The sequence below is a fragment of the Streptomyces sp. NPDC002742 genome (genome assembly GCF_042888885.1).
In the GTDB taxonomy this organism is placed as follows: Bacteria; Actinomycetota; Actinomycetes; order Streptomycetales; family Streptomycetaceae; genus Streptomyces.
The window spans coordinates 230,618-242,869 of record NZ_JBIAQF010000013.1; the positions used below are offsets into that span (position 1 = coordinate 230,618).

The 12,252-nt window shown below is 72.5% G+C and carries 16 protein-coding genes; 12 read left to right on the forward strand and 4 right to left on the reverse strand.

What is annotated here, in order from left to right; translation table 11 throughout:
- The first annotated feature begins 207 nt into the window (after window positions 1–207).
- From ACFYW8_RS24650 to ACFYW8_RS24675, 6 genes are all read left to right on the forward strand, one after another.
- A complete protein-coding gene (locus ACFYW8_RS24650) occupies window positions 208–1,380 on the forward strand; it encodes a PP2C family protein-serine/threonine phosphatase (RefSeq protein ID WP_389079943.1) in 1,173 nt (390 codons plus the stop codon).
- A gap of 186 nt (window positions 1,381–1,566) precedes the next feature.
- Window positions 1,567–2,466, forward strand: coding sequence for an STAS domain-containing protein (locus ACFYW8_RS24655; protein WP_389079946.1), 900 nt, complete (start codon window positions 1,567–1,569; stop codon window positions 2,464–2,466).
- The gene (locus ACFYW8_RS24660; RefSeq protein WP_389079948.1) at window positions 2,463–2,882 is read left to right on the forward strand and encodes an STAS domain-containing protein; all 420 of its coding nucleotides are present in this window, start codon (window positions 2,463–2,465) and stop codon (window positions 2,880–2,882) included. Before ACFYW8_RS24655 ends, ACFYW8_RS24660 begins: the two co-directional genes overlap by 4 nt.
- A 47-nt stretch (window positions 2,883–2,929) precedes the next feature.
- Complete coding sequence (locus ACFYW8_RS24665; RefSeq protein ID WP_365881633.1) at window positions 2,930–3,325, forward strand: anti-sigma regulatory factor; 396 nt, start codon at window positions 2,930–2,932, stop codon at window positions 3,323–3,325.
- On the forward strand, window positions 3,322–4,395 hold the full coding sequence (locus ACFYW8_RS24670; RefSeq protein WP_389079952.1) for a SpoIIE family protein phosphatase: 1,074 nt from the start codon (window positions 3,322–3,324) through the stop codon (window positions 4,393–4,395). Before ACFYW8_RS24665 ends, ACFYW8_RS24670 begins: the two co-directional genes overlap by 4 nt.
- Window positions 4,392–6,164: a PP2C family protein-serine/threonine phosphatase gene (locus ACFYW8_RS24675; RefSeq protein ID WP_389079956.1), complete on the forward strand. Its 1,773-nt coding sequence runs from the start codon at window positions 4,392–4,394 to the stop codon at window positions 6,162–6,164. Before ACFYW8_RS24670 ends, ACFYW8_RS24675 begins: the two co-directional genes overlap by 4 nt.
- A 118-nt stretch (window positions 6,165–6,282) precedes the next feature.
- On the opposite strand, the gene ACFYW8_RS24680 is transcribed toward ACFYW8_RS24675, so the two are convergent.
- Entirely contained in the window at window positions 6,283–6,693 is a 411-nt protein-coding gene (locus tag ACFYW8_RS24680; protein WP_365881597.1) for an ATP-binding protein, read from the reverse strand.
- A 553-nt stretch (window positions 6,694–7,246) separates the two neighbouring features.
- On the reverse strand, window positions 7,247–7,951 hold the full coding sequence (locus tag ACFYW8_RS24685) for a GAF and ANTAR domain-containing protein (protein ID WP_365881599.1): 705 nt from the start codon (window positions 7,949–7,951) through the stop codon (window positions 7,247–7,249).
- Between the two features lie 262 nt (window positions 7,952–8,213).
- Between ACFYW8_RS24685 and ACFYW8_RS24690 the strand changes: the two genes are divergently transcribed.
- The 4 genes from ACFYW8_RS24690 to ACFYW8_RS24705 all read left to right on the forward strand — a co-directional run bounded on the left by ACFYW8_RS24690 (window position 8,214) and on the right by ACFYW8_RS24705 (window position 10,005).
- Window positions 8,214–8,480, forward strand: coding sequence for a WhiB family transcriptional regulator (locus tag ACFYW8_RS24690; RefSeq protein ID WP_365881601.1), 267 nt, complete (start codon window positions 8,214–8,216; stop codon window positions 8,478–8,480).
- Between the two features lie 113 nt (window positions 8,481–8,593).
- Window positions 8,594–9,028: an ATP-binding protein gene (locus ACFYW8_RS24695; protein ID WP_365881603.1), complete on the forward strand. Its 435-nt coding sequence runs from the start codon at window positions 8,594–8,596 to the stop codon at window positions 9,026–9,028.
- Window positions 9,029–9,196: 168 nt separating this feature from the next.
- Window positions 9,197–9,502, forward strand: coding sequence for a hypothetical protein (locus ACFYW8_RS24700; protein ID WP_365881605.1), 306 nt, complete (start codon window positions 9,197–9,199; stop codon window positions 9,500–9,502).
- A gap of 158 nt (window positions 9,503–9,660) precedes the next feature.
- Window positions 9,661–10,005: a hypothetical protein gene (locus ACFYW8_RS24705; RefSeq protein ID WP_365881607.1), complete on the forward strand. Its 345-nt coding sequence runs from the start codon at window positions 9,661–9,663 to the stop codon at window positions 10,003–10,005.
- Window positions 10,006–10,045: 40 nt separating this feature from the next.
- Here the strand turns inward: ACFYW8_RS24705 and ACFYW8_RS24710 are convergent, their stop codons facing one another.
- The gene (locus ACFYW8_RS24710; protein WP_389079965.1) at window positions 10,046–10,501 is read right to left on the reverse strand and encodes an ATP-binding protein; all 456 of its coding nucleotides are present in this window, start codon (window positions 10,499–10,501) and stop codon (window positions 10,046–10,048) included.
- Window positions 10,502–10,582: 81 nt separating this feature from the next.
- Window positions 10,583–10,756, reverse strand: a complete 174-nt coding sequence (locus tag ACFYW8_RS24715; RefSeq protein ID WP_389079968.1) for a CsbD family protein — start codon at window positions 10,754–10,756, stop codon at window positions 10,583–10,585.
- A gap of 332 nt (window positions 10,757–11,088) precedes the next feature.
- On the opposite strand from ACFYW8_RS24715, the gene ACFYW8_RS24720 reads away from it, so the two are divergent.
- Window positions 11,089–11,469 (forward strand): DoxX family protein, encoded by a 381-nt coding sequence (locus tag ACFYW8_RS24720; RefSeq protein WP_365881613.1) that lies wholly within the window; start codon window positions 11,089–11,091, stop codon window positions 11,467–11,469.
- On the forward strand, window positions 11,466–11,933 hold the full coding sequence (locus ACFYW8_RS24725; protein ID WP_365881615.1) for a peroxiredoxin: 468 nt from the start codon (window positions 11,466–11,468) through the stop codon (window positions 11,931–11,933). Before ACFYW8_RS24720 ends, ACFYW8_RS24725 begins: the two co-directional genes overlap by 4 nt.
- Window positions 11,934–12,252 lie beyond the last annotated feature (319 nt).

Below are 12,252 nucleotides of genomic sequence, written 5' to 3' on the forward strand. Positions count from 1 at the left end.
GCCACCTCACCGGGCTGCGGACGCGGGCCGGAGGAAGTCACCGTCTAACTCTCCCAGTCTTCCGGGGCACTGTCAGCCTGTCGGCGCGACGGCAGGAACGAACGATCGATACCGGCGCCCACGTGTCAGGGACCGGCTCCCCGGAGCACGGACCCGGCCGGCGTGGACCCGGCATCGTACTAGTCGAAGAATGGCGTATCCGACATCGTGAACAGATTCCTGGCCGCGGAGCGGGCCTTGCGCACCGCGGCCCCCCATCAGTTGCCGGACGCGGTCCGTGACGCGCTGCGCGGTCACTACGCGGCCGAGTCCGTCGAACTCCTCATGGCCGACTACGGGCTGACCGTGCTCCAGCCCGTGTCGGACCTTCCGCACGCCCTGGAGCCCCTTCTGGTCCACAGCAGCCCCGCGGGCCGGGCTTTCGGGGCCCAGGAGCCCTTCGTCGAGGAACGCGGGGGCGCGGACGTACGAGCACACCTCCCGGTGACGGTGCGCGGCGACCGGCTCGGTGTCCTGTCCGTCGCCCTGCCCTCCACGGCGTGCGACCACGAGACGCTCACCGAGCTCGCCGACATCGCGGAGATCCTCGGCCACGAGGTGCTCGTGGCCGAGCGCGACACCGATCTGTACCTCCGGGCGCGCCGCAGCGACCGGCTGACGCTGGCCGCGGAGATGCAGTGGCAGCTGCTGCCCGGCCGCTCCTGTGCCCGGCCCGAGTACGAACTCGGTGCCCAACTGGAGCCCGCCTACGCGATCTTCGGCGACAATTTCGACTGGTCGGCCGACGCCGACCGGCTGCTGCTGTACGTCACCAACGGGATGGGCGAGGGTATCGAGGCCTCGCTGCTGACCGGCCTGGGCATCAACGCCCTGCGCAACGCGCGCCGTGCCGGCGTCTCCCTCGAGGACCAGGCGGCGCTCGCGGACCAGGCGATCCACGCCCACTACCGCGGTGACTCCCACCTGTCCGTGCTCATGCTCGACTTCGAACTGTCCACGGGGCGGATGCGGGTCATCGACGCGGGGTCGCCCCGGATGCTGCGGCTGCGCGGGCGGACGGTCGAACGCGTCGACTTCGAGGCCCAGTTGCCCCTCGGCATGTTCGAGGAGACGGACTACTTCGCGCAGGAGTTCCACGCGAAGCCCGGCGACCGGCTTCTCTTCGTCAGCGACGGCGTCCACGCCGTCGCCGGGCCCGGCGGGGAGGCGTACGGAGAGAGGGCCCTGAACAGGGCGATCACCTCCACCCGGCTGCTGCCCGCGACGGAGGTACCCCGCGCCGTGCTCAGGGAGCTCACCGGTCACCGGGGCGGGCCGGGGCCGGAGGACGACGCCCTCGTGGTGTGTCTCGACTGGCACGGGCCGCAGGCCGCGCGCTAGTTCACCCGACGGCCCCGGGTGGCGCGCGGACCCCGGCGGCCGGGCCGGTACCGCGCCGCGTCCCCCGTGACACGAGCGGGCGTCGTACCAGCTCGGACCATGACTACAGTTGTCGTACGACAAGTGATCGCGCCGGACGGCGGATCCCTGATGTCGGCACGGCGCACGGACCTAGGAGAAGAACACGTGGCGGACCACCAGGCAGCGGTACAGCAGGAGTCGTCGGCCCAGGAGGTCGGTGACTTCCTGCGTCGGCGCCGCGAGCAGATCGCCCAGCGCTGGGCCGACGAGGCGCTGTTCCGCACCGTCTTCACCGTCTCCCGGGACGAGGCGGTGGAGGCGGGCCGGGCCGTCGTGGAGGCGCTGGCCGCGGTCGCGGCCGCGGGCCGGGTCGAGGATCTCGGGGCCGCCGGGTTCGCCACCGTGCGCGACCAGCTGGGGCGCATGGCGGCCTCCCGCGCGCGCACGGGTGCCACCTCCGCCCGGATCGCCGACGAGGTGGCGGCGCTGCGGCCCGCGGCCTCCGAGCTGCTGAGCGCCGATCTCACCGACAGCCCCCGCGCGCTCGCCGAGGCGTGCGCGGTCACGCTCACCGCGCTGCTGGGAACGCTGCGCCTGGTCGTGCTGGAGACGGCGCTCAGCGCGGGGCAGGAACTCATCGACCGGCAGCGCCTGCAGTTGCTGGAGGTGGCCACGCCGGTGATCAAGCTGTGGACCGGTGTGGTCGCCGTCCCGCTGATCGGCACGCTGGACAGTGCCCGCAGCCAGGTGGTGATGGAGAGTCTGCTCGACGCCGTCGTCGCCCAGCAGGCCCGGTTCGCCATCCTGGACATCACCGGGGTGCCGACCGTCGACTCCCTGGTGGCCCAGCACCTGATGAAGACCGTTGCCGCCGCCCGTCTGATGGGAGCGGAGTGCGTCGTCTCGGGCATCCGGCCCGCCATCGCGCAGACCATCGTCCACCTCGGCATCGACCTCGGATCGGTGGTCACACGTGCCAGCCTCGCCGACGCCCTCGCCTACGCCCTGCACCGGCAGGGCATCACGATCGTCGACCAGGACCGTTCCGGTCCGAGCGCGCTGTGAGCGCCCCGATCGCCGGCTCCTCGGGCACCCAGGTGCCCGTGCTCAAGCTCGGCACCGTCCTCCTGGTCACGCTGCACGGCGACCTGTACGACGAAGCGGCCGAACAGCTGCAGCGGAACATCGGCGAGGCCATCGCGGCCAGTTCCGTCACCGGTGTGGTCATCGACATCTCCGGGGTGGAGATCGTCGACTCGTTCCTGGGGCGCGTGTTCGCCGAGGTCGCGGCGCACGCGAAGCTGCTCGCCGCGCAGACCGTGGTCGCGGGCATGCGCCCCGCCGTCGCCATCACCCTGGTCGAACTGGGCCTCACCCTGCCCGGGTTGCGCACCGCGCTCAACGCCGAGGAGGCCATGCGCCTGCTCTCCCCGGCGTCGACCCCCCTTCACCACAGCCCAGCACGGCAGGAGAGCCCGTGACGGACACCTCCGGCCGTGTCACCGCCTGCCTGCCGATCCGCAGCGACATGGATCTCGCGTGGGTGCGCCAGCATGTGCGCCAGGCGGCCGCCGAACTCGGTTTCGGACTCGTGGACCAGACCAAGCTGGTGACCGCGGCCAGTGAACTCGCCCGCAACACCCTGGTGCACGGCGGAGGAGGCCAGGTCGAGTCCACCGTCCTGGAGACGGGGGCCGCGCGGGGGCTGCGCCTGACCTTCTCCGACCGGGGCCCCGGCATCCCCGACATCGAGCGGGCCCTCGGCGACGGCTACACCTCGGGCGGCGGTCTGGGCCTCGGGCTGGGCGGAGCCCGGCGCCTGGTGCACGAGTTCTCCATCGACAGCCGTCCCGGCGAGGGCACGGCCGTGACCGTGATCTGCTGGACCGCCGGTGCCCCGCGCCCTCGTGAGGAGAGCCGATGACGCGCGTCTGGGACGTTCCCGTCCACGACTCCACCCGCGTCCGGGACGTCCGGGTGGCGGCGGAGGCCGCCGCGGACCACACCGGACTGAACCGCGACCGTACGGCCGTCGCCGCGCTCGTCGCCACCGAGCTGGCCACGAACCTGCTCAAGCACGGGGGCGGCGGACAGATACTGATCGACACCGTGGACGCGGACCTCGCGGAGCCCGGCACCGGACGCGGCCCCGCCCTCCAGATAGCGGCGATCGACCACGGGCCCGGAATAGCCGACCTCGCGACCGCGCTGCGCGACGGGTTCTCGACGGCCGCCTCGCTCGGCGCGGGACTCGGCACCTGCCGCCGTATCGCCGACCATTTCGAGGTGCACACCGAGCCGGGCCGGGGCACCGTCGCCCTGGCCCGGGTCCACGCGGCCCGCGGGGACCGGGCCGGACGCCGCTTCCCCGGGCCGGCAGCGCCGGTGCGTGCGGGAGGCATCAACATCCCGCTCGCGGCCGCCGAGTACTCGGGCGACGCCTGGGCCTGTGTCCGTTCCGGCGACCGGATCACGCTGCTGCTGGCGGACGGCCTCGGCCACGGCCCGGCCGCCGCGAAGGCTTCCGGCACGGCCGTGGAGCAGTTGCACCACTTCGCGCATCTGCCGCCGGCGGAACTGCTCGGAACGCTGCACACGGCACTGCGCGACACCCGGGGAGCCGCTGTCGCGGTGGCCCGGCTCGACCTCGCGACCGGGTACCTCGACTTCGCCGGAATCGGCAACATCGGAGCCCGGCTGCGTTCGGGCGACAGCTGGCGTCCGCTGCTGTCCCACCCCGGGATCGTCGGCGCCCACCGCCCGGCGCGGCTGCCGCAGTGCAGGCTGCCCTGGACCCCGGACAGCCTGCTCGTGCTCCACAGCGACGGACTGCCCAGCCGCTGGGCTCCGCCGCCCCTCGCCCCGACGACCTCCTGGGACCCCGCGGTCACCGCCGCCGTGATCGTGCGCGATTCCAGCAGTGCCGCCCGTCCGGTGCGGGACGACACCACCGTGGCCGTGCTGACCCCCACCCCGCAGGATCACCGATCATGACCCATACCTGGCAGATCACCAGCGTCGACGACGCCGCCCGCGCCCGCATCGCCGCCGCCCGGCTCGCCGCGGAGCACGGCGTCTCGACCCTGGAGCGCACCCGTCTGGTCACCGCGCTGAGCGCACAGCTGCGGCAGTGCCTGGTCAAGGGCGGCCACTGGCGGCTGACCCTGCGCACGACCGTGCCCTCGGCAGCGGGGGACGCCGGCCGGCTCACGGTCACCCTCGACGCGGGGGCCGACGAGGCGGGACCGAACGGGGCCTGTCCGAACGAGGCGGGAAGCAGACCGAGTTGGCTGGCGAGCGTCGGCGTTCCGGAACCGGGCCACGGCAACGGCGCGGGTCCGGCCCGGGTGCCGCGGGACCGTACGGCCTTCGCCGACGCCCTGCTCAGCGCCGACGAGGACACCTCCCGGGTGCTCGACCGGCTCACCGAACAGGAGCGACTGGTCGCCTTCCACCGGGAGGAGCTGCACCAGACCAACCAGGGGGTGCTCGCGCTGCACGCGGAACTCGACGCGGCCGACCGGGTCCAGCGCGAACTGTTCGGCGCCGAACGCAAGGCCCGTACCGAAGCCGAGAGCGCCCGGCGAAGACTGACCTTCCTCGCCGACGCCAGCGCCGCCCTCACCGCCTCGCTCAACCACGAGGAGATCCTCAGCCGTCTGCCGCGGCTGCTCGTGCCGGACTACGCCCGGAACGTCGACGTATGGCTCTTCGCCGACGACTCCAGGGCCCGCGGGCGCGCCGCCCACCCGGCCGCCGCCGTCACCGCCGCCCGCACCGGCCGCCCGCAGTACGCCGCCGACCACCCGAGCGGTCTCCCCGGCGTCGACGACCAGCCTCCCTCCGCGCTGAACCCGGAGCAGCCGCTGCTGTGCGTCCCGCTGCCGAGCCGGCACACGCCCCTCGGTGTGGTGACGCTGACGCCGCCGCGGGAACCGTGGAGCGCGGACGACGCCGTGATGCTCGTGGAGCTCGCCCGCAGGGCCGGCATCGCGATCGACCACGCCCAGCGCTTCGAGCACAACCGGGACATCGCCGAGACCCTGCAACGCGCCCTGCTCACGGATCTCCCCACGACACCCGGGCTCAGCCTGGCGGCGCGCTACCTCCCCGCCACCCACGGTCTGAACATCGGCGGGGACTGGTACGACGCGTTCCGCCAGCCCGACGGGGGTCTGGTCGCGGTCATGGGGGACGTCACCGGCCACGGACTGCACGCGGCCGTCATGATGAGCCAACTGCGCACCGCCCTGCGGGCGTACGCCGTCGACGGCGGCACACCGGGCCGGCTCCTCACCCGCCTGCACGTGTTCCTGCACCATCTCCAGCCCGATCTGTACGCCACCGCGGTCATCGCCCGCTTCCACCCGGACGAGACCACCGTGACCTGGGCCGCCGCCGGCCATCCGCCACCCGTGCTGCGCACCGCGGACGGTGAAGTGCGCGTCCTGGACGCCAGACCCGGTGCCATGCTGGGCATCCCGCTGCACCAGGAGATCCAGGACCACACGACGCCGCTTCCGCCGGGATCCACGCTCGCCCTCTACACGGACGGTCTGGTGGAGCGGCGGGCCGAGGGCATCGACCCGGGCATCCGGCGGCTGGCCGCGGCACTGTCCGGTGAGCGCGCGGCCGATCTGGACCACGATCTGGAGGGCGCGGCCGACCGGATCCTGGAGCCGATGCTCCGCGACTCGCAGCGGGACGACGACGTGTGTCTGCTGCTCTGCCACATCGGCGGGCCGCACCGCGCCGACAGCTGACCCCTTCGCGGGCGGCCGACTCCATCACGGGCGAGCCGACTCCATCACGGGCGGGCCCGCTCCGTCACGGCCGGCGGTCGCGGCCGGATCGCGCATCCCGCTCGTTCCCCAGGAACCGTCAGAAGCTCACGACGGCGCGGACCGTCTTGCCGTCCGGGCGGGACAGCACGGTCAGTTCGGAGCTCAGCCGGCGCACCAGCGGCCAGCCGAATCCACCCTGCCCGGTCAGGTCGAGCCGCCGCGGGCGTGGCGGCTCGGGATCGTCGTCCGATACGGAGATGCCCACCCCGTGGCCCACATCCCGCAGATCCAGGCTGCACAGCCGACCGCGGGCGTGGCGCACCACGTTCGTCACCAGCTCCGAGACCACGAGGGTGACGGCCTCGGCCGCCTCACGCGGCACGGGGCGGGGCAGGCCGCCCAGAAACGCCCGGACCATCCGCCGGGCGTGCACGGCCGCCTGCGGATCTCGCTCCAGCCTCGCACCGGGGACGGGACCGAAGTCGCAGGGCGGTTCGACGGTGGTCATCCCTTAACCTCCCTTGCCGCGCTTCCCACCCGTACGCCGTACGGCGGCGCCACTCCGTGTCCGTCGGGAGCACCGGGCGGGCTGTCCGCCCTTGTTCCCGGACCACCGGAGCCCATGTCACGGGTCCGCCGACCTTCACACGCCGGTCACAGGGGCCGTCGGCCGCCGCACCGCCAGGCGGCCGCCGGTCCTCCCGCCCGACGAGGGCTCAGGGCCGAATTTCGCCGGGACCGGGGGACTGTCGCGGCGGATCGGGGGCACGAGAGTCGGCGTCGTGAGTGCCCCTCGGGCGTCCTCGCGGCATCGCTCCCGTGGCGGACGAAGGGGCCGGGCGACCCCGGGACCGACGCGGTCGAGCGGGAGGGGTGGTGGCCCCGGTATCGGGCGGGTTCCGGATGAGGCCACCACCCCATCACTTCGTACGGCCGCGCGCCCCCACTCCGTACGCCCGTGCGCCGCGGCCTCGCCCCGAGCACACCCCCTTGGTCCCGCGGACCTCGTGAGCGTGCCGGGCTCACCCGTGGGCGGCGGGGTCACTCGTGGGCGTGGCGGGTCAGGTGGGGCGCTCGCCGGTCTCGCAGACCTTGCGGGCGATCTCCCGCAGTTTGATGTTGTGGTCCTGGGAGGCCTTCTTCAGCACGCCGAAGGCGTCCTCCTCGCTGAGACCGTGGCGCTCCATGAGAATGCCCATCGCCTCACCGATCTCGTGACGGGTCTCCAGAGCCTGGCCGAGCTGCTGGTGCGTACGGGCCGAGGAAAGCGCGACGGCGGCGTGCGAGGCCAGGATCCAGCCGGCCCGCTGAGCCGTTTCGTCGAACATGCCCGGACGGTGCGAGTACACGTTGAGGGCGCCGAGTTCGTCGTCGTCGGTGAACAGCAGGAAGCCCATCATGCTGCCCATGCCCAGCTTCCTGAGTTCGGGGGCGAAGCGGGACCACTTCTCGTGCGGCCGGCGCAGGTCCTCGATGGCGTAGAGCTGCTGCCGCTCGGTCACCGCGTCGAAGCACGGCCCCTCCCGCAGGTCCTGCTGGATCCGGTCCGCCATGCGCACGACATCGCTGGTGGCGGCCAGCGCGCTGACCTCTCCCCGGCGGACCGTGAGAATGCCGCTCTCGTCGCACCCGTTGATCAGTACCGTCGCGTGCTCCACGATGCGGTCCAAGGTGGCCTGCACCGAGTCCTGGGCCAGCAGGTCCCGTGCCATGTCCGCCAAGGCGACGGCGAACCTCTCCCAGACCTCGTCGGACTCCTGCGCCATGGGCCACCCGCTCATTCGTCGAAACCCAACCGGCCTTCACCTGGGATTCCATCTTGCCACCCCGGTGCCTGCACCGAGCCGATCGGGTGACACCGGCGCATCGGCCGGAGGCGTTTCCCGCCACACGGCGTGCTCGCCCCGTGCGACCGATCCGGCGTCCACGAGATCTTTGCATGCTTCGCCCGTTTCATCCGGGCGATCAAGGGTGACCCGAGGGGAACCGAACCCCGACGAACGTCGACTTCGATCACAGGAGGCTCGTATGGACAACTGGCGTGATTCCGCGACGTGCCGCAGCGTCGACCCCGATCTGTTCTTCCCCATAGGCAACACGGGCCCCGCCTTGCTGCAGATCCAGGAGGCGAAGGCCGTCTGCGCGGGCTGTCCGGTCCGTGACGAGTGCCTGCGCTGGGCACTGGACACGGGCCAGGGCGTCGGTGTCTGGGGCGGTACCAGTGAGGCGGAGCGACGAGCTCTGGCGCGTCGCCGCTCCCGTAGCCGCTCCCGCTCCCAGGACACCCCGGCGTAGGAGGCTCTGCGGGCGGACCGGGCCCCCGCCATGGGCCCGGGCACGGATCCGAGGTGACCGGGTCACGACACGGCGTTCGACATTCCGCCCACGAGATCCGAACGAAGGGCACGATGGAAATCGATCCGAGCCGGAACAAGAAGTCGTCGTACGACGACGTCGGGGGCCTCACCAGCGCTTTCGGCGGGCAGCTGCGCGACGTGACCGACGCACGGCTGGCCGCGGACGATTATCTGCACGCCCTCGCGCGAACGTCGCCGCCCTCGGCGGCCGAGCACTGGGACGACATCCTTCTGGTGGTCACCGAACTGGCCGCGAACACGGTCCAGTACGCGCCCGGCCCCTTCGAGCTGCGGATGCGTGCCACCTTCGACGGAGTGCACGTGACCCTTCGCGACACCAGCACCACCCGGCCCGCGCCACGCCGCTTCCGCCCCTCCCAGGGCGGGGGCGGCATCGGCTGGCACCTCATCCACGCGCTCTGCGACCAGGTGAGCGTGATCGTGCGACCGGACGGCAAGGACATCCACGCGTTCCTGCCCTGGTGAAGGACATCCACGCGTTCCTGCCCTGGTGACGGCGCCCTCCGTCGCTCCCACCCGCCGACGCGCGGATGCCGCTCACACAGCCGCCGCGCGCACACGTGTCGTCGAGCCCTCCGTGGGCACCCGGGTCCGATGAGGCAAGCGGTCCCGTCACACGATCGAGGTGGAGCATTGAGTCCCGAGACCGAACCGTCCGAGCGGGAGCACGCCGCGTGGGAGCGGGTGTGCCGCGCCGCCACCGGGATGAACCATCACGAGGCGAAGGCGGCCCTCGACGACGCCCGGAAGGCCGCCGAGGACCCTTCACCCACCGGCCGGCAGACGCCCGACGCGCGGACGGAGGTGGAGGAGTGGGAGCGGATCACGGACACCCTGGCCGACCATGCCGGGGCGTACGACCCTGCCACGGATCCCTTCGTCCAGGGCCGGCTCGCCGCCCGGACCCACCGCGATCGGTCAACCGCGCAACGCCGCTGAACACAAACCCGCCCCCAATGTCAGTGCCCTGCGCAACAATGATCATCAGCCCGAACGTCACCGCCCCGGCGATGCGTGATCCGATCCGTCCGTCGAAAGGCCGCATGCACATGACGTCGACCTCGCACCTCCGTGCCACGAGCCCCGCGGGGAGGCCGGTGACCCTGCTGCGGCCGCTTCCCCGCACCCACACGCCGCTCGGTGCCGAAGGTGCCGAAGTCCTGCGTCTGATCACACAGCGGCGGTTCCCCGTCCGCCTCACCGTGCACGCGAACGGCCGCCGCCGGTACGGCTATTGGCTTCCCCTGGACTCCGCCACGGGGCGCGGCGGTTGTTACGTGGCCCTGCCCACCGGCGAGTGCGACGCCCTGCACGCGGCGGGCCGGATCGTTCTCGGTGACCCGCTGGTCGACCCCGCGAAGACCACGTATTCGGTCCGGGCCGCGGCGCGAGCCGCCGCCACGACGGCCCCGGGCGCGTCCCGGGACGTCCTGACGGCGTGAGCCCCGGCCCCGACGAGCAGGGTCGTCCTCCCGGCGCGGTTCAGTTGCTCGCGCCGGGCGGGAGCGGCACGACGGCCGTGATGCGCTTGCCTCCGGTCCGCAGGTTCGAGATGACCACATCGCTCGCCAGGGTGCAGACGATCATCCACCCATGGCCGCCGGCCCGCAGCCGACCCACGCGGTCGATCTCCCGCACAGGCACGGGCAGTTGATCGCTTCTGTCGCTCACCGACAGGTGCACCTCCCGCTCGGTCGGTGTCACCTCGAACGCGGTGACACCACCGCCGTGCAACATCGCGTTGGTGACCAGTTCGGAGGCGACGAGCAGGGCGTCACCGACGGCCTCGTCATCGTCCCGGGTGCGACCGCCCGGCCGTCGGGCGAGAGCGCGCCTGACCGCCTGCCGTACGTCGGCGGGACTTCCGGGCCCCGTCGAGACCACCTGCGGCGAAACGGCCACCGTGCCGGTGGCGGACCTCTTGTCCTGCCCGCACATTCCTCTCTCCTCCTCCATGGCCCGGAATTCCGCAGGGCCCGTCGCGGGATTTCGCGACGGGCCCTGCGGAATCGGCCGTCATCAGTGCCGGCAAACGTCCTTGGCCTTTTCCTCGGCCCGCTCGGTCTGCCGGGCGTCGTCCTCGGTCCTGCCCTCGGCTGTGGTCCGCTCTTTGCCGACGGCGCGCCGGACGGTCCGCCTGGCCTCGCCCTTCACCTGTTCCCTCCGGGCGTGGGCCGTCCCGTTCCCCGCCATCGCAGGTCACGTCCGCGCCGCTCGACAATTGCTTTTCAGTTCTACGGCTGACCGTGAATCGAATCCCCAAACCAGGACGTTCGCGCATTCCCGGACTTCACGCCGCGGCCCGAAATCCGCCCGTGCCCTCCGGGCTTCGTGGGCGCGGGCCGGAGGCCCTTCGAGGGACAGCGCGGACAGCGCCGACACGTCGGCCTTCTCCCGGTACGGGCGTTCGGCCCGGCGGCCACCGCCGCCCTGGCCTCGGAACGGCACGCGATCGACGCGTCCCACCCGTACCACGGGCACTTACCCTCCAGTAATATCCGCGGCAGGCCCCCGGAGGAGGAACCGTGCCACGGTCCGAACGATCGCCCTTGCTGCTCGCAGGCCTTTTGGCCACCGCGGGCGTCGCCCACTTCGCCGTACCACGGCAGTTCGACGCCACCATCCCGCGCGCCCTCCCGGGATCACCGCGGACCTGGACGTACGCGAGCGGTGTCGCCGAGCTCGCTCTGGCGGCCGGAGTGGCGCTCCCCCGGACACGCCGGGCGGCCGCGCTGGCCACCGCCGCCTTCTTCGTCGGTGTCTTCCCCGCCAATGTCCAGATGGCCGTGGACTGGCGTCATCGTCCCGCGCCGCTCAAGGCGGCGGCTCTGGCGCGGCTCCCGCTCCAGGTGCCGCTCGTCCTGTGGGCCCGCGGAGTCGCTCGGTCCGGAAAGGGACAGTCATGACATCTCAGCTGAACGTGGGCGACCAGGTCGAGGACTTCACGCTGCCGGACGAGACCGGTACGGACCGGAGTCTGTCCGAGCTGCTGGCCGACGGTCCCGTGGTGCTGTTCTTCTATCCCGCCGCCCTCACCAGCGGCTGCACCGCCGAGGCCTGCCACTTCCGCGATCTGGCCACCGAGTTCACCGCCGCCGGCGCGCGGCCCGTCGGGATCAGCGGTGACGCGGTCGACCGGCAGCAGGAGTTCGCCGACCGTCACACGCTCGGTTTCCCGCTGCTGTCCGATGTCGACGGCACCGTGCGGGAGCGGTTCGGGGTGAAGCGCGGCTTCACGCTGGCCCCCACGAAGCGGGTCACGTTCGTCATCGCGCAGGACCGGACCGTCCTTGAGGTGGTCCGCAGCGAACTGCGCATGAGCGTCCACGCCGACCGCGCTCTCGCCGCACTGCGCGAGCACCAGGGCTGAGGGGGACCGAGGCGTCCGGGGCGCGGTCGCGGGCGGCCGCGTCGAGGTAAACAGGGCCCGCCCCTATGCGGATGGAGGGCGGGCCCCGTTCACTTCGCCTCATTCTCGACACCGGTCGCGTCCGCCAAAAGGGAGTGCGGCGCAGCAAACACGCGAAACGGGACACACCCCGTGCGCGCGGCGCGCCTCCCGTGCGTGGCACGCGCCTCCCGCGCGGCGTCCGCCTGCCCGCCCGGTGCTCCCTGCCCGCGAGGCGGCCTGTCGCGTGCGTGGGCCGGCGGTCATGCTGGACCCGACGAGCCGACAACACGATCCTCGG

Coding starts and splice junctions, on each gene's coding strand:
- ACFYW8_RS24665 (WP_365881633.1), top strand. CDS start 2,930: ATGGATCTCGCGTGGGTGCGCCAGCATGTGCGCCAGGCGGCCGCCGAA.
- ACFYW8_RS24670 (WP_389079952.1), top strand. CDS start 3,322: ATGACGCGCGTCTGGGACGTTCCCGTCCACGACTCCACCCGCGTCCGG.
- ACFYW8_RS24675 (WP_389079956.1), top strand. CDS start 4,392: ATGACCCATACCTGGCAGATCACCAGCGTCGACGACGCCGCCCGCGCC.
- ACFYW8_RS24680 (WP_365881597.1), bottom strand. CDS start 6,693: ATGACCACCGTCGAACCGCCCTGCGACTTCGGTCCCGTCCCCGGTGCG.
- ACFYW8_RS24685 (WP_365881599.1), bottom strand. CDS start 7,951: ATGGCGCAGGAGTCCGACGAGGTCTGGGAGAGGTTCGCCGTCGCCTTG.
- ACFYW8_RS24690 (WP_365881601.1), top strand. CDS start 8,214: ATGGACAACTGGCGTGATTCCGCGACGTGCCGCAGCGTCGACCCCGAT.
- ACFYW8_RS24695 (WP_365881603.1), top strand. CDS start 8,594: ATGGAAATCGATCCGAGCCGGAACAAGAAGTCGTCGTACGACGACGTC.
- ACFYW8_RS24710 (WP_389079965.1), bottom strand. CDS start 10,501: ATGTGCGGGCAGGACAAGAGGTCCGCCACCGGCACGGTGGCCGTTTCG.
- ACFYW8_RS24715 (WP_389079968.1), bottom strand. CDS start 10,756: ATGGCGGGGAACGGGACGGCCCACGCCCGGAGGGAACAGGTGAAGGGC.
- ACFYW8_RS24725 (WP_365881615.1), top strand. CDS start 11,466: ATGACATCTCAGCTGAACGTGGGCGACCAGGTCGAGGACTTCACGCTG.